This window comes from Chryseobacterium sp. ON_d1, from assembly GCF_006829085.1.
GTDB lineage: Bacteria > Bacteroidota > Bacteroidia > Flavobacteriales > Weeksellaceae > Chryseobacterium.
Window position 1 is genome coordinate 13,058 of the sequence record NZ_BJTC01000019.1, and the last position, 22,227, is coordinate 35,284.

General features: G+C 38.0%; 28 protein-coding genes. 8 read left to right on the forward strand and 20 right to left on the reverse strand.

From position 1 onward, the window contains the following. Window positions 1-69 precede the first annotated feature (69 nt). The 15 genes from CRS_RS22875 to tpx form a co-directional block, all read right to left on the reverse strand. On the reverse strand, window positions 70-309 hold the full coding sequence (locus tag CRS_RS22875; protein WP_228451331.1) for a DNA-directed RNA polymerase subunit alpha C-terminal domain-containing protein: 240 nt from the start codon (window positions 307-309) through the stop codon (window positions 70-72). 35 nt (window positions 310-344) lie between these two features. Then, window positions 345-758 carry an SRPBCC family protein gene (locus CRS_RS22880; RefSeq protein WP_142726264.1) on the reverse strand — a complete coding sequence of 138 codons (414 nt, stop codon included), beginning with the start codon at window positions 756-758 and terminating at the stop codon, window positions 345-347. Between the two features lie 76 nt (window positions 759-834). Beyond that, on the reverse strand, window positions 835-1,266 hold the full coding sequence (locus CRS_RS22885) for a VOC family protein (RefSeq protein ID WP_142726265.1): 432 nt from the start codon (window positions 1,264-1,266) through the stop codon (window positions 835-837). Window positions 1,267-1,383: 117 nt separating this feature from the next. Continuing rightward, complete coding sequence (locus CRS_RS22890; protein ID WP_142726266.1) at window positions 1,384-2,160, reverse strand: alpha/beta fold hydrolase; 777 nt, start codon at window positions 2,158-2,160, stop codon at window positions 1,384-1,386. A gap of 2 nt (window positions 2,161-2,162) precedes the next feature. After that, window positions 2,163-2,687 (reverse strand): DinB family protein, encoded by a 525-nt coding sequence (locus tag CRS_RS22895; protein ID WP_142726267.1) that lies wholly within the window; start codon window positions 2,685-2,687, stop codon window positions 2,163-2,165. Between the two features lie 174 nt (window positions 2,688-2,861). Further along, window positions 2,862-3,323 carry a hypothetical protein gene (locus tag CRS_RS22900; RefSeq protein ID WP_142726268.1) on the reverse strand — a complete coding sequence of 154 codons (462 nt, stop codon included), beginning with the start codon at window positions 3,321-3,323 and terminating at the stop codon, window positions 2,862-2,864. A gap of 32 nt (window positions 3,324-3,355) precedes the next feature. Then, on the reverse strand, window positions 3,356-3,766 hold the full coding sequence (locus CRS_RS22905) for a VOC family protein (RefSeq protein WP_142726269.1): 411 nt from the start codon (window positions 3,764-3,766) through the stop codon (window positions 3,356-3,358). Between the two features lie 96 nt (window positions 3,767-3,862). After that, the gene (locus CRS_RS22910) at window positions 3,863-4,270 is read right to left on the reverse strand and encodes a VOC family protein (RefSeq protein WP_142726270.1); all 408 of its coding nucleotides are present in this window, start codon (window positions 4,268-4,270) and stop codon (window positions 3,863-3,865) included. A 77-nt stretch (window positions 4,271-4,347) separates the two neighbouring features. After that, window positions 4,348-4,938 carry a Crp/Fnr family transcriptional regulator gene (locus CRS_RS22915; protein WP_142726271.1) on the reverse strand — a complete coding sequence of 197 codons (591 nt, stop codon included), beginning with the start codon at window positions 4,936-4,938 and terminating at the stop codon, window positions 4,348-4,350. A 272-nt stretch (window positions 4,939-5,210) separates the two neighbouring features. Beyond that, window positions 5,211-6,422 (reverse strand): DUF763 domain-containing protein, encoded by a 1,212-nt coding sequence (locus CRS_RS22920; RefSeq protein ID WP_142726272.1) that lies wholly within the window; start codon window positions 6,420-6,422, stop codon window positions 5,211-5,213. A gap of 77 nt (window positions 6,423-6,499) precedes the next feature. After that, window positions 6,500-6,904, reverse strand: coding sequence for a glyoxalase superfamily protein (locus CRS_RS22925; protein ID WP_142726273.1), 405 nt, complete (start codon window positions 6,902-6,904; stop codon window positions 6,500-6,502). Between the two features lie 9 nt (window positions 6,905-6,913). After that, window positions 6,914-7,261: a VOC family protein gene (locus tag CRS_RS22930; RefSeq protein WP_142726274.1), complete on the reverse strand. Its 348-nt coding sequence runs from the start codon at window positions 7,259-7,261 to the stop codon at window positions 6,914-6,916. A gap of 84 nt (window positions 7,262-7,345) precedes the next feature. Next, window positions 7,346-8,035, reverse strand: coding sequence for an alpha/beta hydrolase (locus CRS_RS22935; protein ID WP_142726275.1), 690 nt, complete (start codon window positions 8,033-8,035; stop codon window positions 7,346-7,348). 67 nt (window positions 8,036-8,102) lie between these two features. Beyond that, window positions 8,103-8,678, reverse strand: a complete 576-nt coding sequence (locus CRS_RS22940; RefSeq protein WP_142726276.1) for a Crp/Fnr family transcriptional regulator — start codon at window positions 8,676-8,678, stop codon at window positions 8,103-8,105. Between the two features lie 81 nt (window positions 8,679-8,759). Further along, window positions 8,760-9,260 carry a thiol peroxidase gene (gene tpx / locus CRS_RS22945; protein WP_142726277.1) on the reverse strand — a complete coding sequence of 167 codons (501 nt, stop codon included), beginning with the start codon at window positions 9,258-9,260 and terminating at the stop codon, window positions 8,760-8,762. A 356-nt stretch (window positions 9,261-9,616) separates the two neighbouring features. Here tpx and CRS_RS22950 point away from each other — a divergent pair, with 356 nt between their 5' ends. Further along, window positions 9,617-11,836, forward strand: coding sequence for an NADP-dependent isocitrate dehydrogenase (locus CRS_RS22950; protein WP_142726278.1), 2,220 nt, complete (start codon window positions 9,617-9,619; stop codon window positions 11,834-11,836). A gap of 226 nt (window positions 11,837-12,062) precedes the next feature. On the opposite strand, the gene CRS_RS22955 is transcribed toward CRS_RS22950, so the two are convergent. Next, window positions 12,063-12,398 carry a helix-turn-helix domain-containing protein gene (locus tag CRS_RS22955; protein WP_142726279.1) on the reverse strand — a complete coding sequence of 112 codons (336 nt, stop codon included), beginning with the start codon at window positions 12,396-12,398 and terminating at the stop codon, window positions 12,063-12,065. Between the two features lie 101 nt (window positions 12,399-12,499). Between CRS_RS22955 and CRS_RS22960 the strand changes: the two genes are divergently transcribed. The 7 genes from CRS_RS22960 (at window position 12,500) to CRS_RS22990 (ending at window position 18,203) form a co-directional block, all read left to right on the forward strand. After that, window positions 12,500-13,246 carry an SDR family oxidoreductase gene (locus tag CRS_RS22960; protein ID WP_172617140.1) on the forward strand — a complete coding sequence of 249 codons (747 nt, stop codon included), beginning with the start codon at window positions 12,500-12,502 and terminating at the stop codon, window positions 13,244-13,246. 172 nt (window positions 13,247-13,418) lie between these two features. Beyond that, entirely contained in the window at window positions 13,419-14,402 is a 984-nt protein-coding gene (locus CRS_RS22965) for a heme-binding domain-containing protein (RefSeq protein ID WP_142726281.1), read from the forward strand. Further along, complete coding sequence (locus CRS_RS22970; protein ID WP_142726282.1) at window positions 14,399-14,842, forward strand: hypothetical protein; 444 nt, start codon at window positions 14,399-14,401, stop codon at window positions 14,840-14,842. Before CRS_RS22965 ends, CRS_RS22970 begins: the two co-directional genes overlap by 4 nt. A gap of 77 nt (window positions 14,843-14,919) precedes the next feature. Further along, window positions 14,920-15,933 carry a sensor histidine kinase gene (locus CRS_RS22975; protein ID WP_142726283.1) on the forward strand — a complete coding sequence of 338 codons (1,014 nt, stop codon included), beginning with the start codon at window positions 14,920-14,922 and terminating at the stop codon, window positions 15,931-15,933. Then, on the forward strand, window positions 15,914-16,675 hold the full coding sequence (locus CRS_RS22980; RefSeq protein WP_142726284.1) for a LytTR family DNA-binding domain-containing protein: 762 nt from the start codon (window positions 15,914-15,916) through the stop codon (window positions 16,673-16,675). The genes CRS_RS22975 and CRS_RS22980 overlap by 20 nt, the downstream gene beginning before the upstream one ends. 326 nt (window positions 16,676-17,001) lie before the next feature. Then, window positions 17,002-17,778: a thioredoxin family protein gene (locus CRS_RS22985; protein WP_142726285.1), complete on the forward strand. Its 777-nt coding sequence runs from the start codon at window positions 17,002-17,004 to the stop codon at window positions 17,776-17,778. A 32-nt stretch (window positions 17,779-17,810) separates the two neighbouring features. Beyond that, the gene (locus CRS_RS22990) at window positions 17,811-18,203 is read left to right on the forward strand and encodes a DoxX family protein (RefSeq protein ID WP_142726286.1); all 393 of its coding nucleotides are present in this window, start codon (window positions 17,811-17,813) and stop codon (window positions 18,201-18,203) included. A gap of 341 nt (window positions 18,204-18,544) precedes the next feature. Here CRS_RS22990 and CRS_RS22995 read toward each other — a convergent pair whose 3' ends face one another. The 4 genes from CRS_RS22995 to CRS_RS23010 form a co-directional block, all read right to left on the reverse strand. Then, window positions 18,545-19,537 (reverse strand): MBL fold metallo-hydrolase, encoded by a 993-nt coding sequence (locus CRS_RS22995; RefSeq protein WP_142726287.1) that lies wholly within the window; start codon window positions 19,535-19,537, stop codon window positions 18,545-18,547. An 85-nt stretch (window positions 19,538-19,622) separates the two neighbouring features. After that, window positions 19,623-20,624 carry an aldo/keto reductase gene (locus tag CRS_RS23000; protein ID WP_142726288.1) on the reverse strand — a complete coding sequence of 334 codons (1,002 nt, stop codon included), beginning with the start codon at window positions 20,622-20,624 and terminating at the stop codon, window positions 19,623-19,625. Between the two features lie 86 nt (window positions 20,625-20,710). Then, window positions 20,711-21,616, reverse strand: coding sequence for an AraC family transcriptional regulator (locus tag CRS_RS23005; protein WP_142726289.1), 906 nt, complete (start codon window positions 21,614-21,616; stop codon window positions 20,711-20,713). 106 nt (window positions 21,617-21,722) lie between these two features. Next, a complete protein-coding gene (locus CRS_RS23010; protein WP_142726290.1) occupies window positions 21,723-22,181 on the reverse strand; it encodes a hypothetical protein in 459 nt (152 codons plus the stop codon). Window positions 22,182-22,227 lie beyond the last annotated feature (46 nt).

A 22,227-nucleotide genomic window follows, 5' to 3' on the forward strand; every position in this document is an offset into this window, starting at 1 on the left:
TATGTCCTTGCACCTAAAGATTTTGTGTTACCTGATGCAATGACACATTAAAAATCTATGCTGTATAATTTATACTTCCTTAAAACACATCTGATGTTCTTTCATGTAATCTTTCAGCTTCATCATTGTATTCTTACCAAAACCATGAAGCTGCATGATTTCTTTTTCGGAATAATCTGACAGTTTTTCCAAAGAATCTATTTTTTCTTTTTCCAGTGCTCTTCTTGCGCGTATTGCAATTATCCCCTGAAGAAATCCTTCCTTTGGGTCATAATTAAAAGCATACATAGAATTTAAACTCTTTGACATGATAACTAAATTGATCATGGCTACAAAAAATATTGTTAATGATTCTCCACATACTTGTGGAAATTGTTGAGAATGGCATACCAGCCATCCCGCTGCATTTCCACAGAATTTTGTTTTTCCGGATCGAAAATTTCAATCACTTTCGTTGTATTGTCATCTATTTTATCGAAAATAACTTCTACTTTCCTCCCGTCCTCCAAATGATATTTGATCACCTGATGAGGTATGATTTCATCATACACTCCTTCAAAATCAAACCCAAAGCTTTTGTCTTTCGCTTCCATCCTGTTTTTGAATTTACCTCCTATTTCAAGATTATTTTCAGAACTGGGACAATGCCAGCTTTCATGGGCGAAGTTCCATCTCGTAATATGTTTGGGTTCATTGAAATAGTTCCAGACCTTTTCAACCGGTGCTAAAATTGTGATGTCTATTTTAATTGGATCCATAGTTCTGATTTTTTAGTTGAAACAAAGAGCTGCCCATACAACGGGCATCTCTTTTTATAATGAGTTAAATATAGGATTATTTTGCGTATTCTTCATTATAGTTCACCATCCAATGAACACCATATTTATCCTGGAAGCATCCGAAATAGTCTCCCCAAAACTGGTCTTCAATAGGCATTTCCACATTTCCGCCTTCAGAAAGTTCTTTAAAAATCCTGTCTGCTTCGCTTTTGGAATCGGGGAAAATAGAAACATAATTGTTGTTTCCTACAGTAAGAGTCTGTCCAAATCCAGGAACAATATCAGATGCCATTAAAAGATCGTTCCCGATAGGCAGGGCAACATGCATCACTCTGTTTTTTTCTTCTTCTGAAAGGTTGTCGGTACCGGGAGCATTTCCCATTTTATGAATTCCACCAACGAATTCACCACCGAAAACAGATTTGTAAAAATTGAACGCTTCCTCAGCAGTTCCGTCAAAATTCAGATACGGATTTAATTTAGCCATGATTTTTAATTTTAAAGTTAATATTATAAAATATAGGTTCTATGATTGATCCATTAAGAATTATTTAAGTTAATATGAATAGTAAATTCAGGTGAGTTATACTATTTTTCAAAAATCTTAATGGTTTAAAAACTTTTCTACCTCTCTGACGGTAAAGTCTATTAAGCCTGTATCAATACTTCCGTCAAAATCCGGCATCATATAAATGCCGTGTGTAACGGGAAGTATCATTAATCTGGAGCCTTTCACCAACCGCCACATTTCAGCAGCGTGTTCCGGCTTCATCACATCTTGATCACCACTGATGAATAAGGTGGGTGATTTTATGGAAGACAACACCTCATCATCCCAGTCCTGAAAAGTCTGCATTCTTGTACAGTCTTTCTCAAAAAGATTTTCCAGTTTTGAAAAGTCCGGATTGAGACTTAAAAAATTAATTTTGAAAGGTTCCGGCATCGATTCGAATGTGGCTTCCTGCATTCCTTCAAAAAAGCCGTCTATCATTCCGCTCCTTTTATAGAAAGCTGATGCAACGACTAATTTTTCAACAATACCGGGATGACGGTAGGCAATCTGCATCACCGTACTTCCACCGTTGCTGAATCCCCAGAATGAGGCTTTTCCTATGTTCAGTTCTGCCAGAACTCCTGCAACATCGTCCGCATCCTGCTCAAATGTTTCAGGAATATTGCGGTGTTCGCTTCTTCCATGATTTTGTAAATCGATTCCTATGAGCTGGAATTTGCCGTCCAGTCTTGTAATGACTTCTCTGAAATCATACAGAATTGAAGATCCGCCTCCATGAATCAGAACCAGAGGTTTTCCTGATCCATAGATCTCATAGTATAACTGAATTCCGTTGACCTTTTTATAGCCTTTTTCTACTGGATTCATTGCTAATATTCAAGGTTTTCGTCAACATCATATTTCATTCCCGGATAATTTAAAATCCTACGCATCAAACCTATCTGTCCGCATAAATAGTCTTCACGGCCAATACACATTCCGACAAAATTGAGTTTTGTTTCTTTGATAAAAGGGATATTCATTCCTATTTCAAATATTTCATCCAGTTCTACATCTGTTACTTCATGAAGTCTTTGATATACTTTAGCAGAAATTGCATGAAAGTTTTCTTTCAATTCAGCCAAAGTCGGATATTTAAAGCTTTCATCGAGTGCTTTTCCCTGGAAAAACAAGTCATTATAAAGATCCTGTTCCTCAAGTCCCAATACCGCACCCAGGCCGTAGCGCATATTGATAAAGTTTCCTGCCATCCATACAATATGATTGGTTTTATTTTCAATTCTTTTCAGAGCATCTTCTTCCGAAATGCCTTCCAAAACATTCATAAAGCTTTGGGAATGCATTCTGTAAGCCGGAATAACGAGTTCTATTTTTTTTGATTTTGGGGTGTCCATTTTAATTAGATTAGAAGTTAGAGGTTAGAATTTGGGATAAACTCAAAGGCGCTACAGATTTTACAGACTGTGTATTTTTAAGGTGCGAGGATTTTATCTTCGATGAAAACTGTACTTTTCTAAAATAGTCTGGAAACTTCTGCAGTTCATTTATTATTCCGAACAAAAACCAAGTTATTTTATTGCGCCCGGTTTCCCTAAAATTCTCCTGAGATAGCCCAGCTGTCCGCTGTGGTATATTTCATGAAGGCTTAGGGTGGAGATATCTTTAACCATTTCAGTTTGGAAGCTGTTAAGAGTGTTGAGTTTTGCTTCCAGTTTGTCCTGAGATTGTTTTAAATAGGATTTTAATTCTTCGAAGCTAACCAGTTTATCTTTGTGATCCAGAGCAATTTCACCTCTGTTGTAGAAAGAAAATTTTTCGCTGTCCCACACGGATTCTTCTCCTAAGATATTCAGTAAAGGATTTCTGATGTAGATCAAATGTCCAAGAATCCAGTTCATACAGTTGGCTTCACCGTTTGGAAAAACCATAGATTCTTCATTCGTAATGCCTTCAATATTGGAACTGATTACATAATAGGTACTGACTACCTGGTTTTTTATCAGTTCGACATCGTTTGCCTGTGTTTCCATGTAGCTGTTATTTGATAGTTGGAAGACAGCAATTATTCGGAAGGTAATTGAGAAACATCTGCATGCATTACTTCCCACTGATGGCCGTTAAGGTCTGCAAAACTGCTTTGGTACATCCATCCGTGATCCATAGGCTCGCTGTATTTTGAACCTCCGTTTTCTATAGCTGTTTTTACCATGTTATCCACTTCGTCACGGCTATTAACTCCTATGGCGAGAAGCACCTGTGTTGTATCTCCTTTTGCAAAAGGCCTGTTGGTAAAGGTCTGGAAGAATTCTTCTCTGAGAAACATTGCATAGATATGATTTTCTTTCATGATTACGCAAATTGCCTTATCATCTGAGAATTGCTCATTGATAGAAAAGCCCAGCTTCGTCCAGAACTCTCTGGTTTTTTGAACGTCTTTTATCGGTAAGTTGACGTAAATTTCATTGATTTTCATTTTATAAATTTTAGTGGTGATTATACTTAAAAATTATCAGGATATACTAAGAAAGTGCTTGCCATAGGACAAGATTTACTTTGTACCCGGACTGAGTTATGCGATCGGCATTTTAGACAGATCAGCAAAAGTAATATTCCAGCCGTGCCCGTCCGGATCCCAGAAGGAGTTCTGATACATCCATCCGTAATCCTGAGGTTCCTCATGCTGCCACGCTCCGTTTTCTACGGCTGTATTCACTACTTTATCTACTTCTTCACGACTGTTTAGCCCTACCGCCACAAGAACCTGGCTGGTATTTTCTTTGGCAACGGGCTTATTAGTGAAAGACATGAAATAATCTTCCTGCAGAAACATGACATAGATGGTATCATTCAAAGCAACACAGGCTGCCTTCTCGTCAGAGAACTGTTCATTAATTGAAAAACCTACCCTGGTCCAGAATTCTTTTGTTTTCTGTACATCTTTTACCGGAAGGTTGACATAAATCTGATTGACTTTCATTTTCTGTAATTTTAGTGTTAAACTGTACTCCAAAATTACCAAGGTGTAATGATAATCAACTTGCCATAGGGCAAGATTTAAATTTTCTTGGGATGGGAAACAATTTCTTTACGGATACGGCTCAGAGAAGTATCTGTAACACCCAGATAGGAAGCAATCTGTTTTAAAGGAGCAAATTGTATGACCTTGGATTTCTGTTCCAGCAGATTAAGATATCTTTTGGTTGCCGAAAGGGTAAACATTTCTACAGATCTTTGTTTGTAGGCAAAAAGCTCCTGAGACATCCATGATCTTCCCCATTCTCTAAGGTTTGGAATTTTATGGAAAAGTTCCTGAAACGTATCATAATCCATCCTCCAGCATTCACAGTCTGTAATACAAACGATATTTTCCTGAGAGGGAACCCGCTGAAACATTGACAAAACCTCAATAATGACCTCATTTTCTGTAAAAAAATGGGTGGTTACTTCGTTTCCGTTGAAATCATTCACATAGGAACGTGCAAGCCCACTTTCGAGAATATAGTACTCATTAGCTGTTTTTCCTTCTTCAAGAATAAAATCTCCTTTCTGGAAGGATGTCTTCTCATGAGCCTTAAATATTTCGTCAAGTTCTTCATGGAGAAAGAATGGAAAATCATAGCAGATTTCTAAGGCTTTATTGGTCATTGGTGTCAATTTTTTTAAGTCTTTAAAAATAAAATTTTTAATTGAATTAAAAAGAAAAAATATTAAACAAAGCAATAAATACTTTTACAAAAAAGAAGATACCACACTGAAATAGAAGGTATTTGTAAATCCGATTTTTTAAACAGGCATTTAAAAAACAAATTATTTTAACCACCCCGTCAAAAATTCAAAGAATTTTCGCCACCCCTCCGGAGGATGGGAATGACTATCTGCCGATACAGTAATTGTAAGCTTTTACAGGAAATATTTTTTTAAAACAGGGAAAGCTGTATGGGTTTGGGAGGGTTTGGTTTCTGTGCATCACCGAATATCGTTTTCCCGCCAAAGCGCCATGAATTCTGTCTTTCTTCTTCAATCACCTGCTGAATATCAAAATCCGGGGTGAAATCTTTTTCTGCCTTGGTTACGATCTGATGAAGCTTATTTAAGGAATTCAGTTTATCAGAGTTTCCCAGTCTGGATTTTTCAATCCCTTTTCTGATAATGCTGATACTTTCATCATAAGTATTGATCGGAACGGGGAAAGGATGTCCGTCTTTACCTCCATGAGCAAAGGAAAATCTTGCGGGATCTGCAAATCTTGACGGCGCCCCGTGAATCACTTCACTTACCAGAGCCAATGATTGCATGGTTCTGGGACCTACACCTTCCAGCATCAGTAAATCCTCAAAATTCTGAGGCTGCTGCTCACGGGTTACATACAGAAGTGCTCCCAAGCGCTTCAGGTCTACATCGGAAGCCTGAACATCGTGATGGGCAGGAAGAATCAACCTTGCAAAATCTTTCATCACTTCTGCTGAATCGGTATGGGAAATATCAAGAATTCCTTTTCTGTTTTCTGAAGCTTCAGCATCAGTAAGATTAAGGATTCGGCCTCTTGAAACTCCGTTGATTCCTGTATGGGGATTTTCTACGAATGAGGTGAGATTTTCGGAATGCCAGTGATATCGCCTTGCTGTTCCGTCCGACTCATGCATTCCCTGCTGGATAACACTCCAGTTTCCATTATCTGACAGAATGAAATTGTGCAGATACAGTTGATAACCATCATGAATGGCTGTATTATCCACTTTTGCCGAAAGCTTGCTGGCCCTCACCAGATCTGTTCCGTTCAGTCCGGTTTTATCTGCAATTTTAATCAGTTCTGATGGTGTTTCTCTGGAAAACTTTCCTTTTCCGCCACAGATATACAGCCCCAAAGACTGGGAATTGGGATTAATAGAACGTTTCAATGCTCCCATAACGGAAGTGGTAATTCCTGATGAATGCCAGTCCATTCCCATCACTGCACCGAAGCTCTGAAACCAGAACGGATCTGCCAGGCGGCGCAATACCTCATCTTTACCATAATCCATGAGAATTACTTCAATAATGGAAAGCCCCAGCACAGACATACGCTCATACAGCCATGGCGGTACTTTGCCATAGTGAAGGGGTAAATCTGTGGTTCCTGAACGTTTCATTCTACAAAATTAGCTTTAATATTCCGGATTTTTATTGACTGTAATCAACATTCGGTAAGATTTATTCTGCTTTGAAATCAATGAATGGAGAAAAATTCAAGGTCTTTATGTTTTGCTTCATCATATTCTTCTTCAAATGTAATTTTATTTCCAAAAGGATCAATTACCGTAAAAGATACAGCTCCATAAAACGTTTTCTCAAGTCCCGGACGATTGTATTTGTATTTTTTGTCAATGAGTTCTTTATGGTACTGCGGAACCCCTTCTCCCCAGACAGCAACCCTTGTTCCCGGGGTACCGTCGCCGTGGTGCTCGCTCAAATGGAAAATGATGTTTTCTCTTTTCACTTCCATATAAACGGGGGTATTTTCGTCAAAATAATGTTCCCAAACTATCTCAAATCCTAACCAGTCTACATAAAATTCTTTTGTTTTCTGATAATCGAAGATTCTTAGTATCGGAATAATTCTATCTGCTTTCATTATCATTTTTTATTGGTGAGACAGTATATTAATCAGTTTATGGAATGGATCTTTAACAAAGAACCTACGTACTCCCCAGTCTTCATCAGTAAGATCATAAGTAATTTCAAAGCCTGCATTTTTCATTTTACTATATACTTCATCTAGATTATCCACTTCAATGGAAAGATCAGGAACTTCCGTATCGTTTCCCCCCTGATTTGCAAAGCTGATCTGAACTTTTGACTCTTCATCATTACCCAGGGTTCTAATCCAGCCATGATCCATCAAAACATCCAGTTCCAGAATGTCATGATAAAACTGATCCGCCCTGGAAAGATCTTGCGTTTTAATATTGACTACGATTCTTTTTACCATTTTACATTGGTTTTCCATAAAAAAGCCTTGTGAAATTACGTAAAAATTCACAGGGCTTTATCAATTTTTGTATTATATCTTGTATTAAATGGAAGCAGCCGCTTCTAAAATCAGCTGAGTAACTTCTTCAGGATGTGATGCCAGTGAAGCATGTCCTGCATCTAAAGAAATTATTTTCTTGGGTTCAAGACGTTCTGCCATTTCTCTTTCTGTTTCTGCAGGGATCATTCGGTCCTGCAATGAGATCTGATACCAACTTGGGCGAGTTTTCCAAGCCGGTTCACCTGCTACATCACCAAAACACTGGCCATGAATAGGTTTTTGCGACAGTGACATTACCAATGCTTTTTCATCATCTAAATCCTGGCAGAAAGCAGATTTAAATTCATCATACTTAATCCATAAAAAACCTTTGTTATCAGGGTAAATACTTGCTCCTCCCGGAGATTCACGTCTTCCTAAAAGTGAACCCAGGCTGTCTCCTGCATCAGGTGCAAAAGCAGCAATATAAACCAATCCGGCCACTTTATCATGATTTCCGGCTCCTGAAATAACAGCACCCCCATAAGAATGTCCTACTAAAAGTACTTTCCCATCCTGGGCATCAATAAGATCTTTCGTCTTATTAATATCGTCCTGAAGTGAAGTCAGTGGATTCTGAACACTTCTTACCTTATAGCCTGCTTTTGTAAGAGAAGGAATAATGTATTGCCAGTGTGATCCGTCTCCCCATGCTCCGTGTACCAAAATAATGGTTAAATCTTTTTGTTCCATAATGATTGTGTTAAAATTTTATGATGATAAAGCTACACCTTAAAAGATCAGCAGACGTTAACTTAAGTTAATTAACAATACGGCTTCTGATACGACTGAGAGATTGTTCTGTTACCCCAAGATAACTGGCAATATGTTTTTGAGCTATTTTATGGAAAAGTGCAGGCTGTTTTTTGACAAGATTAAGGTATCTGTTTTCAGGGGAATAACACAACAGATCATCGATTCTTTTTTTGGCATCCAGATAAATTTTTTCACTCATCATTCTTCCAAATTGCTGCCAGTAAGCTTCCTTTTTATACAGAGTCTGAAGATGATCTTTACTCAGCAGCAAAATTTCACAGTTTTCCAGCGCCTGGATATTCATATTGGATACGGTATCACAAAGAATGCTTTCATAATCCGTAAAAAATTCATTTTCAAAATAGAATCCAAAATTGATTTCCCGACCCTGGTCATTGATATAAAAGCATCTGATAGTCCCTTTCTTTATAAAGCCCAGATATCTGCATTTCTCTCCCTGTTTCAGAAAAAAATCGGATTTCAAAAGTCTTGTATCATGAAGCAAAGCATAGAATTCTTCAAAATGATCTGAGTCTACCTGAAAGAGTTCTCCATATTTTTTATAGTTATCCTGCATCATTTGGTGTTATTAGATTAGATTTTACATTCAAAAAAAGCCTTGCAAAAATATTCACAAGGCTTTTTACAAAAATTATTTTTATTATTTCAATGCGGCAAGAGCAGCATCATAATTAGGTTCGTTAGCAATCTCCGGAACCTGCTCAGTATATACAACTTTGTTATTTTCGTCTGTAACAATCACAGCACGGCTTAATAATCCTTTTAGAGGAGAGTCTGCGATGGTTACTTCATAATCATCACCAAAGCTGCTTCTGAAATCTGAAAGTGTTTCTACATTATTCAATCCTTCTGCTGCACAGAATCTTCCTAATGCGAATGGAAGATCTTTTGAAACATTGATAATTACTGTATTGTCAAGTTTTGAGGCCTCTTCATTGAATTTTCTGGAAGAAGCAGCACAGGTAGGCGTATCAATGCTTGGGAAAATATTGAATACTTTTTTCTTTCCTTCAAAAGTTTCAAGTGTTTTTACATTTAAGCCTGAATCTACCAGTGCAAAATCTTTTACAGTAGTTCCTACAGCCGGTAATGTTCCTATTGTATGTACTTCGTTTCCTTTTAGAGTGATTGTCGTTGACATAATACTTATTTTTTTAGTTGTTCAAATGTAATCAAAAAAGAAAATTTTTCCGGTCTTATTATGGTTAAATTAATCTTAAAGTGAAAATAAAACTTTTCACCTGCCTATCAGTTTCCAAACAGAATTATCTATCCGTTCTTAATCTCAAAGAATGATACTTTAAGTTACCAAGATTCTATATCTGAAATGATACAATTATTTTTAGAATAAATATTGATGCAACCGGAAGCTATACAATTACACAGATATAAAATTAAAGAGGCCAAGCCTCTTTTTTTATGGAAATATCTCAAATAAAACAATGATATTTACTAAATTTGTGGGACTTAAAATTTCAAATAAAAAATAACAGTATAATGTCAGAAAAATCAAAAATCTATTACACACTTACTGATGAAGCTCCAATGCTGGCTACTCACTCGTTTTTACCTATCGTAAAAGCTTTTACAAAATCAGCAGATATCGAAATCGCGGTACCGGATATTTCTTTGGCAGGAAGAATTTTAGCTAACTTCCCTGAGTTTTTAAAAGATGAACAGAAAATCGGTGATGCTTTGGCAGAGCTTGGAGAATTGGCAACAAAACCTGAAGCCAATATCATTAAGTTACCTAACATTTCTGCTTCTGTACCTCAATTGGATGCAGCAATTGCTGAATTGCAGGGAAAAGGTTTCGCAGTTCCCAACTATCCTGCAGAACCTAAAAATGATGAGGAAAAAGCGATCAAGGCTAAATATGCCAAAGTATTGGGAAGTGCTGTAAACCCTGTATTAAGAGAAGGAAACTCTGACAGACGTGCTCCAAAAGCTGTTAAAAACTATGCTAAAGCAAACCCTCACAGAATGGGCGACTGGGCATCTGACAGCAAAACTGACGTAGCTCACATGAACAATGGTGATTTCTACGGTACAGAAACTTCTACAACATTAGAAAACGCTACAAAATACAGAATCGTATTCAAAGGAAATGATGGTTCTGAATCTGTATTAAAAGATTTTGCCGGTCTTCAGGCAGGTGAAGTGATCGATTCTTCTGTAATGAACTTAAAAGCATTAAAAGCATTCGTTCAGGAAGCTATCGAAGAAGCTAAGAAAAGAAATGTACTTCTTTCTGCCCATCTTAAGGCAACCATGATGAAAATCTCTGACCCAATCATTTTCGGGGCTATTGTTGAAACTTTCTTCAAAGAAGTATTTACCAAGTATGCTGAGACTTTCAAGTCCTTAGACATCAATCCCAACAACGGTCTTGCTGATCTTTTCGAAAAAATTAAAGGAAATGCTCAGGAAGCTGATATCAAAGCTGATATTGAAAAAGCGCTGGCTGAAGGACCAAGAGTGGCTATGGTAAACTCTGATAAAGGAATTACCAATTTCCATGTACCTTCTGACATCATCGTTGATGCATCTATGGCTGCTCTTGTAAGAGGCGGAGGTAAAATGTGGAACAAAGACGGAAATGAGGAAGATACAGTTTGTATCATTCCAGACCGTTCTTATGCAGGTTTCTATCAGTCTGTAATTGATGATATGAAAGCACACGGAAAATTAAACCCTACCACAATGGGATCTGTTCCGAACGTAGGTTTAATGGCTCAGAAAGCTGAAGAATACGGTTCTCATGATAAAACATTCCAATTATCTGCTGACGGAACTGTAGAGGTTCAGGACGAAGCCGGAAACGTTCTTCTTTCTCAAAAAGTAGAAAAAGATGATATCTTCAGAATGTGCCAGACTAAAGACGCCCCTATCCAGGACTGGGTAAAATTAGCCGTTAACAGATCAAGATTATCTGATACTCCTGCCATCTTCTGGTTAGACAAAGGAAGAGCTCACGACAGAGAGATCATCAAAAAAGTAGAAAAATATCTTGCTGATTACGATACAACAGGTCTTGACATCAGAATCCTTGATGTAAAAGATGCTATGACTGAAACACTTAAAAGAGCAAGAGAAGGTAAAGATACCATCTCTGTTTCCGGAAACGTATTGAGAGATTATTTAACAGACCTTTTCCCGATCCTTGAGCTTGGTACTTCTGCAAAAATGCTTTCTATCGTTCCATTGATGAACGGTGGTGGTTTATTTGAAACAGGTGCCGGAGGTTCTGCTCCAAAACATGTTGAGCAGTTCCTGGAAGAAGGCTATTTAAGATGGGATTCTCTGGGAGAATTTTTGGCACTTCAGGCTTCTTTAGAACATTTAGCACAGACTCAGGGAAATACAAAATCTCAGGTCTTAGCGGATGCACTGGATGAGGCAAATGCCAAATTCTTAGCTACAGATAAGTCTCCTGCAAGAAAAGTAGGTCAGATTGACAACAGAGGTTCTCACTTCTATTTGGCAATGTATTGGGCTGAAGCGTTAGCTAACCAGACTGCTGATGCTGAACTGGCTGCTCAGTTTGCTCCTGTTGCGCAGGCAATGCAGGAAAACGAAGAAGTCATCAATGCTGAATTAATCGGTGCTCAGGGTAAACCTCAAAACATTGAAGGTTACTACAAAACGGATACGTATAAAACGTATGCAGCCATGAGACCAAGCACTGTTTTAAATGAAATTATTGACGGAATCTAATTTCCGTTCTGATATAAACAAGAAGCTCCTTTTTTAAGGGGCTTTTTTTGTGGAACCACCCGTCAAAAGTATACTGGTAAAACCACCCCGTCAAAAATTCTTTGAATTTTTGCCACCCCTCCGGAGGAGGGGAATACTGAACACATATTTACTTATCTAGGTCGGCGCGCGTCCCTAATCCCTAATCCCTAATCCCTAATCCCTGCAACCTAACATCTGCCACCTCTCACCTATCCTCCACAATCACTCTCCTATGCTCTCTACCCCAGTTAATCATTTCCATAATGATTTTTCCAAAAGTCCTGCAATATTCTGTGGGCTCATATTCTATTAAAACAGGAGTTTCAGGGTAAACTGTACGTTTTACCAGTTTGTTCAGTTCCATATCTTTCAGTTCTTTTGAAAGCATTCTGGTGGTAATCCCAGGAATACTCCGCTCAATTTCCCTGAAGCGTCTGTTTCCGTTACAAATTGAATTGATTACAGGAATTCTCCATTTACCGCCGATAAAATAAAGGGTATCCTGCAGGGCTCTAAGTTCTTCGTTCTGATCTCTTTCCATAGTTGCAAAGTTAAATGATATCATGAATGATATTGGTATACTCTGTGATACTGATTACAAAAGTATACCATTTTGAAATAACTTTGTCAAAAAATTTTACAATGAAAAAATTCAGTAACAAACTGGCTATCGTCACAGGAGGAAACAGCGGAATCGGGTTCGCTGCAGCCAAAGAACTTATTTCAGAAGGAGCAACCGTGATCATCACCGGAAGACGAAAAGAAGCCGTGGAAAAAGCGGCTCAGGAACTCGGAGCTATTCCGTTCATTGCAGACCAGGCTGATCTTGATGATATTGACCTGTTAAAAAAAGATGTGGAAAAGCAATTTGGCAAAGCTGATATCCTGTTTATCAATGCAGGCATTACGGGAAGTCTTACACCTATTGAAAATATGGATGTCGAAAATTTTGATCAGGTCATGAATATTAATTTCAGAGGAGCTTATTTCACCTTAAGCAAATTCATTCCTTTATTGACTGACGGAGCTTCAGTGATCTTTTTATCTTCCATAGTCGCTTCTACTTATAAACCCAACAGTTCGGCTTACCAGGCAAGCAAGGCAGCATTGAACTCAATTGCAAAAACAGCAGCAGCAGAGTTAGCCCCAAGAAAGATCAGAGTGAACATAATAAGCCCAGGACCTATAAAAACCGAAATCATGAGTAAGGCCGGGTTGGATGAAGAAACTTTGAAAAGCATTCAAACCCATCTCATAGATCAGATTCCTCTCAATAAAATGGGAACCGCTGAAGAAGTCGCGAAACTTGTGACCTATTTATCAGATAACGAGTCTTCCGGCTATGTCACCGGAACCGAAATTGTGATAGACGGTGGCATTACTTTATAAATGATGGTTTTCACCAAATCCCGGTAAAACAATTGCCGGGATTTTCCTTGTATATTTTCGGGGGTAAAAATTCCGGGTTCACCTTTTGATTTGTCCAACCCGGTCTGTTTTCCGTTTCACAATATGTATTACCCACCTACTTTTGAATCAGAAAATAAAAACAATACTCATTATGGATACCGTAAAGGAAAAAAGAAGTCCCATTGCTGTAGTATTTCTGGTTATGTTAGGAATCTTAGGAGGGTTACAGTTATTCAGCAAACCTCTGGAAGGAAAACCGGTTACAGGAAAAATTGAAGCACCAAGGGAAGTCATAAGCATTCTTGAAAACTCATGTTTCAACTGCCATTCCAACCAACAAAATCTAAGCTGGTATGATAAAATTGCTCCTGTTTCCTGGACAGTCAATAAAGACATCAAAAGAGCCAGAGAAGTGCTGAACTTCTCAGAATGGGAAAAGTACTCTCCCGCTGATCATCAGGGAAAAATGTATGCTATTCTCAATATGATGCAAAGTGGTAAAATGCCCCTCCATGAATATACTCTTCTGCATCCTTCGGCTAAGATTACAGAAAAAGATATTGAAACCATTAAGAAATATACGCTTTCTTTATCTTCAGGAAGTACATCTGCTCAGAAAAAGATTGAAGCACTACAAGTCTCATCCAGTGTACCTATTCCAGCATCAACAAAATTTCCTGTTTCTCCCAATGGAGTTCAATACACACCTGATTTTAAAAACTGGAAAGTAATCAGTATGAGTACGCTGTTTGATCATTCCATTCGTGTGATCTATGGAAATGACATCGCGGTAAAAGCTGTAGAAACAGAAAACTTTCACCCGTGGCCGGACGGAAGTATTGTTGTAAAATCCGTATGGAAACAGCAGGAATTACCTGACGGAGAAATCAGGCCCGGAAAATTTATCAATGCACAGTTTATGGTCAAAGATTCCAGGCAATATAAAGATACGGAAGGCTGGGGATTTGCAAAATTCTCGGGAGACGACCTTCATCCAACCGGAAAGACAGCATCTTTTGCCAAAGAATCCTGCATTGCCTGCCACAGACAGCTTGCAGAAAAAACAGGATATCTGTTTGATGTTCCCATGAAAGTAAATACCCAAAGATTAATTCAAAATTTACAGAAAAAATGAAAAATACCATACTCATCTTATTGGTAAGCCTTATTTCCCTTACTGCCTGCAGCAAAGAAAACAGTGATACAAATAATGGGCTTGTGAGAGTTGTTTTTGACCCGGGATCACTCAAATTCATTTCCAATTCTTTAAATCCAAAGAAAGAAACGATGTCAGCCTTATATGGAAACAAAAAAGCACTGGAATCTTTGTCAAAAGAGAGCCGGACACCGGAAGCTGGTGCCGTCATGAAACTGGTTACCTGGAAATATCACGACAATCCTCAATATATTGGCGGAACCATCACCGGAGAATTGGTAAGTATAGAGACTATTCAGGCTGATCATCTTGGAAAAATATCTTATGATATCAAAAATGACCAGTCGGAAAGCAGTGCTCCTGATAAAGAAAAAAGAATTCAGTATTTCATGAGCTATCGTCCTGTAAGCAGACCTTAATAAAAATTTATGCTTCACTATTTATCATAATATTTCAATAAAAACATTAATTTAACCTTTTCAAATCAGCAGATTTTATGCAACAGCAAAAAATAAAGATCTCACCTGCCATAATCTGGATAAGCTCTATTTTCCTTGGAGTTTTATCTTCTGTACCTCAGCTGGCCTCTCATGAGTTCAACTGGAAAGAGGCAGCCGTAAACTCAGCAATTACAGCAGCTTTTTCTATTATCATGTGGTACATCAACATTTATATGCTGAACCGTACAGGAAAACGCAGGCAGCATATCTCGTATTCCAGATTGATGGTCGTATTGGCTTTTGGGATGGTGATTATGTTTGGGCTGGCATGGATTCAGCAGCTGATTCTTTCTCATATTAATTTCGGCCCGGTGATGCTGATGGTGGAAGTACGAGGAATTCTGATCAACCTGGTTTGCTATATGTTTCTTACGCTGCTTCAGAACAATTATACGGGACAGCAGATACAGCTTGAATTGGAAAAGGTAAAAAGTGATAATCTTGGAGCCCAGTATGAACTATTAAAGCAGCAGATCAACCCGCATTTTCTTTTCAACAGCTTGAATACGTTAAAATTAATGGCAGAAACCCATGATGAGGAAACAGTTGATTTTATTGTAAAGCTTTCAGATTTTTACCGATTTACGCTGGAAAGCAGAAAACTGGATCTGATCAGTGTTCAGGAAGAAATGAAAATAGTAGATGCTTATCTTTTTCTTCAGAAAGCCCGTTTTGGAGAAGGAATTAAGTTCACCAACGAACTGGGAAAAGAAATTAATGCAACCCTTATTCCGCCATTCACGCTTCAGCTTTTGGTGGAGAACTGTATCAAGCACAATATCGTTTCACAAAGTAAGCCTTTGCACATCAAAATCTATCATGCTGACAACCAAATTGTGATTGAAAATCCCATACAGCGGAAAATGAATACAGAAGATTCTCTGGGAGTAGGGCTTGACAATATTAAAATGCGTTACAAACACTTGCTGGAAAAAGATATCATCATTCATTCAGACGAAAAAACTTTCCAGATAAAACTACCATTAATCCATGAATATAATCATTATTGAAGATGAATTCAGGGCTGCAAAATCCCTGCAGAATTTAATTTCAGACTTAAAGCCGGACTCAAAGATCCTGGGTGTTTACGACAGTATTGAAACAAGCATTGAAGGTTTAAAGGATATCAAACCTGATCTTATCTTTATGGATATCCATCTTTCTGACGGGCTTTCCTTTGAGATTTTCAAATCCGTGGAAATCACCTGTCCTGTGGTATTCTGTACTGCCTTTGATCAGTATATGCTGGATGCCTTTAAAAGTAAGGGGGTTGATTATGTTTTAAAACCGTTTTCAAAGGAAGACATTGCTGAAGCTCTGAGAAAAGTGGATGAACTGAAAAAATTCTTTCAGAAAAACGATCTCCCTGACCTGGAGTCACTCATCCAAAAAATCAGTCAGCCTTCCGCCGGTAAAAGCAGCTTCCTGGTCTTTAAAAATCAGAAATATACTACCATTCCTACGGAAGATATTGCCTATTTCTACATCCATAATGAAATCACACATCTGGTGACATTTGCCAAAGAACAGTTTCCCCTTACCCAACCCTTAGGACAGGTGGCAGAACAGGTTTCAGACAAACAGTTCTTTAGAGTCAACAGGCAGTATCTGGTTAATTTTAAAGCTATTAAAGAGATGGAGCATTATTTCCAGCGTAAAATACTGGTGAAGCTTACTATTGAAACGCCTGAAAAACTTTTGATCAATAAAGAAAAAACGCATAGTTTCTTTACATGGCTGGAGGATAGGTAAATGAATAAGGAAATCTGAAGCTGGGGGCTGGAAGTACTTGCAGTCATTCTAAGATATAGAACTTTTTTGAAATACATTATAACCCTGATTGATATGATTGGGGTTTTCTTTTGTTTTTATTTGATCTGTTTTAGTTTCTTAAGCTTTGCTGTTTATATAAAAAAACACTATTTCTTTTCATACCGCAAAACTTCCAGCCTCTCACTTCCAGCCAGAATATACTTCCCCTTACATTTTCCGGATTCACCTTTTGATTTGTCCGGTTGACCCTTTTTTATATTCTTTTGCCCTCACAGAGTATCTACTTTTGAATCAAATTAAAAGATATGATACTAAAAAACTTAATCACAGTAATCGCTTTCACGGCACTGTTATTTGCCACTTCAGCATTTATTCATCAAAATAAAGAACAGAAGACAACACAGCATACAACATCTGAAACCAATGGTTTTGCTGTTCTGGAGCTCTTTACTTCAGAAGGATGTTCAAGCTGCCCTCCGGCTGATGAGCTGATGGGAAAGATTGAAAAAGAATATCATGGAGAACCGGTTTATCTTCTCTCCTACCACGTTGATTACTGGAACCGTCTGGGATGGAAAGACCGATTCAGTACTGTTGAAAATTCGCAGCGACAGCAGCAGTACAGCCGTATTTTGAATTCGCAGGTGTATACTCCTCAACTGGTAGTGAACGGAAAAAGAGAGTTTGTAGGTTCTGATGAAAATAGCATTAAAAACGCCATTCAGGAGGGCCTTTTTAATGCTAAAAAAAACAATGTAGAGTTATCTGCAAACGTTTCTCAGGATAAAATTAATATCCAGTATAAAACATCCACCTCTGATCCTAAGAGTACTCTGCTCGTTAACCTGATTGAAAAACATTCCTCCACCCAGGTAGGTAAAGGAGAAAATGAAGGACGTCACCTGCATCACTGGCAGATTGTTCACCAACAAAACCAGGTTTCATTGGGCAAACAGCAAGAGGGGACAACAACATTCAGGCTTCCTGAGGGTTTCTCACCTGAAAACTGGGAAGTCATAGCCTTCATTCAGAATGTAAAAACCGGAGAAATCTCAGGATCTGCAAAAACAGCTTTCAAATAATTTATACCTAATAATAACTAAAATATACAACAATGAAAACAAAAACAACAAAAATCATCTACTTGGCCGGAGCTCTTTTTATGTCATTATGGTTTGGAACCAGCGGTTTCTTTGAACTGACAAAAAATCCAGTGGTCTGGGACATCACACGACAGCTAGGCTACCCTCCTCATTTTATCTATATACTGGGTGTTTTTAAAATTTCAGGAGTTCTTGTTCTTCTGCTTCCCAACAGATTATTGAGACTGAAAGAATGGGTATTTGCAGGCATGTTCTTTGATATCCTCTTTGCTTTCTTTTCAAAAATCGCGGTACTTGGTTTTTCATCTACTGTGGATGCAATAGTGGCCTTTTCTGTACTTACAATAACGTATCTGATGTTCAGAAAACTGTATTCTCCTGAGCTGGTATTTGGAGAAGCATAATTTAAATTTTTCTTATGTTCAAAACAGCACCTCCCGTTACCCGGGAGATGCTGTTGTTTTATATCATTAAAATTTTGCTCAATAAGTTTTGGCTGAAGCCGGATGGATGAGTACTGTTCCTGAAAGCGGACTAAAGTCCGCTGCTATTGATTGAACTATCGGGTATAATTAAAAAATCCGTTTATATTAAGCACCCCGTCAAAAATTCTTTGAATTTTTGCCACCCCTCCAAAAGAGGGGAATGCTGGGCACCTATTCACTGATTAAGGGACAACAACCCCATATCCTTAATTTCTACCGCTATCACCTGCTACCTGTTACCTATCATCTGCCTCTGTTATCTAACTCATAAAACTCTCCGGGAACCATTCAAATCCTGCAGTCTTTTCCTTGGTGAAGCCCAGACCCGGCCATGGCAAGTGGTAAGCAAACGCTCTGATTTTGGTATCCGCCAGTTGCTTCAGCATTTTTTTCCTTGAAGCAGTCGCGATATCCAGATCGGTGTCTCCGAAATATCCCCATTCAGGATGTGGAAAAAGGACTACATCTGAATGAATCAGATCTGCGATATAGATCAGTTTTTCATTGCCTGAAGAGATGGTTGTAACCGCCAAACCTGGTGTGTGACCAGGTGCTAATTGAAAATTAAAATAATCATACAAGGGATTATTAAAATCATAAAACTTCAGTTTTGGCTTAATCGTTTTCAGAATATTCCGGACGGCCGGGATAAATTGATTAAGGAAGTCAGGTTGTGTTTTCAGAGCACTGTTGTTGAAGTCTTTCATGGAAGCCTGCATCCAGAAGTCATGCTCTATCTTGGAGATAAAAATATCTGCATTTGGAAAAATAAAATGATTCTTTTTGTCTACAACTCCCCCAATATGATCAGGATGGGCATGGGAAATAAAAACGTCAGTAATATCTTTGGGAGTAAAACCAGCTTTTTCAAGACTTTTTAACAGAAATCCGGTTCTTTCATCCGCAAAAATTCCCATTCCGGTATCTAGTAGAATGAGCTTATTTTTTGTTTTAACCAATAGAATATTCATTGCCATATCAATATAATTCTCCGGCCTGAAATTATCCTTAAGGATTGATTTTAATTCTGAAACGGTACCTCTTGGCGCAAATAAATTCAGGTTTTCTTCATGGATATATCCGTCTGTAAGAACAAATAGTTCAAGCTCACCGAGCTTCAGTTTTTTAAACCCGGAAAGATCATCTCCTGTTTTTTCAGGAATGATTTTCTGTTCTGCCATCAAACCTGAAAAAGGAATCATACTTAATGTTCCTGCCAATAATCCGTTCTTTAATAATTCTCTTCTGTTCATAGTTGGGTTCTTTTCATTTTAATATAGAAGCAAAAAACTGAGTTCCTTTCATTGTAAGAAACTCAGTTTTTATATCAATAGGCTTTTAGTTGTTCACCAGTTTCATTGACCCTTCATTATATCTTTCGCCTACGTTAGGATATTTTTTAAGGATGGCATCAATGGTATCCAGATCCGATTGGGAAAGTTCTATACTGACCGCAGCAATATTTTCTTCCAGATATTTGATCCGTTTGGTTCCCGGAATCGGGATGATATCATCTCCCTGGTTCAGCACCCAGGCTAATGCAAGCTGAGTTCCTTTTACTCCTTTGGAAGCCGCAAACTCATTGATTTCGTTAGCCAGCTTAGTGTTATTTTCAAGATATTCCTGTTGATAACGCGGTAATGATTTTCTGAAATCGTCGTCACCAAGATTCTGTGCATCATAGATATTGGTAAAAAGCCCTCTTGCCAGCGGTGAATAAGGCACTAAAGAAATTCCCAGTTCTCTGATGGTCGGCAGAATTTCTTTTTCAACGTCTTTGGTTAAAATAGAATATTCTGACTGTAAAGCTGCAATTGGGTGAATTTTATTTGCCTTTCTGATAGATTCTGCAGAAGCTTCTGATAATCCCAGGTATTTCACTTTTCCTGCTTTTACCAGTTCAGCCATTGCCCCTACTGTTTCTTCTACCGGAACATTTGGATCTATTCTGTGAGCATAATACAGGTCAATTGTATCAATTTTTAATCTTTGAAGGCTTAAATCCACAGCCTGTCTGATCCATTCCGGAGAGCCATCAAAATAAGTTCCCGGAGCTCCGCTGTGACTGGCTGTACCATCTTTAAACCTGAATCCGAATTTGGTAGCAATAAAAATCTTATCCCTGTTCGGAACCAAAACCTTAGAAATCAGTTTTTCATTTTCTCCAGCGGCATACATATCTGCTGTATCCCAAAAGTTAACTCCCAAATCCAGTGCTCTGTGTAAGGTATTGATGCTTTCCTGCTCATCTGCATGACCGTATGCAAAACTCATCCCCATACATCCTAACCCGATTGCTGATAACTGTTCTTCTGTGTTTCCTAATTTTTTAAATTTCATGATAGGTATGATTTAATTTTACAAGACAAAATTAGAACATGGAGCGATCAACTGCTGTATAGAATTCAAACTAAGAATTATAAAATTCAAACAGGGTTTGTTCTTAAAGCATTTGGAGTAATTCCGGTCTGCTTTTTAAAATAGTTGGTAAAATAAGCAGGTTCTTCAAAGCCCAGGCCGTAAGCGATTTCAGAAATGTTCCAATCTGTATGAGTCAGCAAAGCATGGGCTTCCTGAATAATCTTTGCGGTGATCTGCTGGCTGGTTGTCTTTCCTGTAATCTCCTTTACGGAACGGTTTAAAGAATTCACATGTATCGAAAGGTTCTGGGCATAGTCGTTGGGCGTTTTTAATTTTAAACATGCCGCAGGACTGTCAATCGGGAATTGTCTTTCCAGTAATTCCATAAATAAGGCAGCTACTCTTTGCGAGGCATTCTGATAAGGTTCAAAACTTTCTGCCGGCTGCATTCTGATGGTTTCATGGATCATCAGATGCAGATATGCCCTCAGCATATCATACTTATGAATATAATCAGACTGAATTTCAGTCATCATTTTTGTATAAATATCAGAAAGTATCTTCTGCTGTTCTTCATCAACAAAGAAAACCGGAGTTCCTCCAATCTTAAAAAGCGGAGAATCCTGAAGATTTCCCATACGGCTTCCGTTATGCAGAAACTGATCTGTAAACAGGCAGAACCAGCCTTTCTGATTGGCATCCTCAGCTTCCCAGGAATAAGGAATGTTAGGATTTGAAAACAATAACGCGGGGCGGTCCACTTTAATCCATTTATCTGCATAATGGAGCTTTCCCTTCCCTATGATCAGTGAAACCTTATAGTAATATCTCCTGCTGTAAGGGGTCAACAGTGAGCAGTGCTCCCGTGAAAATACATTGAAGTGCCCCATCTTATTGATTCCAATACATGGATACCCCAGGTTGGGAGCATTTCTTTCATAAAAATCTTTGAGTGATTCGTGTGATTCCATACCTCAAAGTTATAAAATTCAAACAAATTAAAATAATACCTGAAATGTAAAAAATAAAAAGGCTGACAAAGATGCCAGCCATGTAAGTGAATATAATTGATAATAGTTAATCCCAATCATCGTCGTGGCCATGACCACGGTGTTTGTTCTGTTTTTTATAGTATTTTTCCTGGTTTTTGTAATACTTTTCCTGTTCCTTACGGTATTTTTTATAATCGTTTTTATTTCTTCCGTAAATAATGACAGGGTTTTGTCCTCTATAGTATTTCTTTTTAAAGATGATATACTTTTCTCTACCCAGAATCCTTTCCAGCTCCGAATAACGGTCATTTCTCCATCTTCCCGGCTCTACTACATAGACTCTGTTCCATGAATCATAATCACGATATCTGTCATTTAAGACATAGATCTGATTGGCCTGTGTTGTTGACAGTACCAGATCAGTAATCACTCTTTGCCAGTTGATATCTGAAATACTCCTTCTGTAGTCATTATAATAATCTGACTGGGCATAACTTAAACTAAATGTCCCAACCAATAATGCTGTTAATATTAATTTTTTCATTTCACTCCACTTTAAAATTAAACATATTGGGATAGTCAATTAAAGT

What these genes read in the sequence shown, in the direction of transcription:
- CRS_RS22950 (WP_142726278.1), top strand. Translation starts at nt 9,617, where the DNA reads ATGTCAGAAAAATCAAAAATCTATTACACACTTACTGATGAAGCTCCA.
- CRS_RS22885 (WP_142726265.1), bottom strand. Translation starts at nt 1,266, where the DNA reads ATGGCTAAATTAAATCCGTATCTGAATTTTGACGGAACTGCTGAGGAA.
- CRS_RS22940 (WP_142726276.1), bottom strand. Translation starts at nt 8,678, where the DNA reads ATGATGCAGGATAACTATAAAAAATATGGAGAACTCTTTCAGGTAGAC.
- CRS_RS23010 (WP_142726290.1), bottom strand. Translation starts at nt 22,181, where the DNA reads ATGAAAAAATTAATATTAACAGCATTATTGGTTGGGACATTTAGTTTA.
- CRS_RS22900 (WP_142726268.1), bottom strand. Translation starts at nt 3,323, where the DNA reads ATGGAAACACAGGCAAACGATGTCGAACTGATAAAAAACCAGGTAGTC.
- CRS_RS22955 (WP_142726279.1), bottom strand. Translation starts at nt 12,398, where the DNA reads ATGGAAAGAGATCAGAACGAAGAACTTAGAGCCCTGCAGGATACCCTT.
- CRS_RS22985 (WP_142726285.1), top strand. Translation starts at nt 17,002, where the DNA reads ATGATACTAAAAAACTTAATCACAGTAATCGCTTTCACGGCACTGTTA.
- CRS_RS22895 (WP_142726267.1), bottom strand. Translation starts at nt 2,687, where the DNA reads ATGGACACCCCAAAATCAAAAAAAATAGAACTCGTTATTCCGGCTTAC.
- CRS_RS22915 (WP_142726271.1), bottom strand. Translation starts at nt 4,938, where the DNA reads ATGACCAATAAAGCCTTAGAAATCTGCTATGATTTTCCATTCTTTCTC.
- CRS_RS22935 (WP_142726275.1), bottom strand. Translation starts at nt 8,035, where the DNA reads ATGGAACAAAAAGATTTAACCATTATTTTGGTACACGGAGCATGGGGA.
- CRS_RS22930 (WP_142726274.1), bottom strand. Translation starts at nt 7,261, where the DNA reads ATGGTAAAAAGAATCGTAGTCAATATTAAAACGCAAGATCTTTCCAGG.
- CRS_RS23005 (WP_142726289.1), bottom strand. Translation starts at nt 21,616, where the DNA reads ATGGAATCACACGAATCACTCAAAGATTTTTATGAAAGAAATGCTCCC.
- CRS_RS22890 (WP_142726266.1), bottom strand. Translation starts at nt 2,160, where the DNA reads ATGAATCCAGTAGAAAAAGGCTATAAAAAGGTCAACGGAATTCAGTTA.
- CRS_RS22920 (WP_142726272.1), bottom strand. Translation starts at nt 6,422, where the DNA reads ATGAAACGTTCAGGAACCACAGATTTACCCCTTCACTATGGCAAAGTA.
- CRS_RS22880 (WP_142726264.1), bottom strand. Translation starts at nt 758, where the DNA reads ATGGATCCAATTAAAATAGACATCACAATTTTAGCACCGGTTGAAAAG.
- CRS_RS22875 (WP_228451331.1), bottom strand. Translation starts at nt 309, where the DNA reads ATGTCAAAGAGTTTAAATTCTATGTATGCTTTTAATTATGACCCAAAG.
- CRS_RS22995 (WP_142726287.1), bottom strand. Translation starts at nt 19,537, where the DNA reads ATGAACAGAAGAGAATTATTAAAGAACGGATTATTGGCAGGAACATTA.
- CRS_RS22965 (WP_142726281.1), top strand. Translation starts at nt 13,419, where the DNA reads ATGGATACCGTAAAGGAAAAAAGAAGTCCCATTGCTGTAGTATTTCTG.
- CRS_RS22910 (WP_142726270.1), bottom strand. Translation starts at nt 4,270, where the DNA reads ATGAAAGTCAATCAGATTTATGTCAACCTTCCGGTAAAAGATGTACAG.
- CRS_RS22905 (WP_142726269.1), bottom strand. Translation starts at nt 3,766, where the DNA reads ATGAAAATCAATGAAATTTACGTCAACTTACCGATAAAAGACGTTCAA.
- tpx (WP_142726277.1), bottom strand. Translation starts at nt 9,260, where the DNA reads ATGTCAACGACAATCACTCTAAAAGGAAACGAAGTACATACAATAGGA.
- CRS_RS22960 (WP_172617140.1), top strand. Translation starts at nt 12,500, where the DNA reads ATGAAAAAATTCAGTAACAAACTGGCTATCGTCACAGGAGGAAACAGC.
- CRS_RS22925 (WP_142726273.1), bottom strand. Translation starts at nt 6,904, where the DNA reads ATGAAAGCAGATAGAATTATTCCGATACTAAGAATCTTCGATTATCAG.
- CRS_RS22970 (WP_142726282.1), top strand. Translation starts at nt 14,399, where the DNA reads ATGAAAAATACCATACTCATCTTATTGGTAAGCCTTATTTCCCTTACT.
- CRS_RS22975 (WP_142726283.1), top strand. Translation starts at nt 14,920, where the DNA reads ATGCAACAGCAAAAAATAAAGATCTCACCTGCCATAATCTGGATAAGC.
- CRS_RS23000 (WP_142726288.1), bottom strand. Translation starts at nt 20,624, where the DNA reads ATGAAATTTAAAAAATTAGGAAACACAGAAGAACAGTTATCAGCAATC.
- CRS_RS22990 (WP_142726286.1), top strand. Translation starts at nt 17,811, where the DNA reads ATGAAAACAAAAACAACAAAAATCATCTACTTGGCCGGAGCTCTTTTT.
- CRS_RS22980 (WP_142726284.1), top strand. Translation starts at nt 15,914, where the DNA reads ATGAATATAATCATTATTGAAGATGAATTCAGGGCTGCAAAATCCCTG.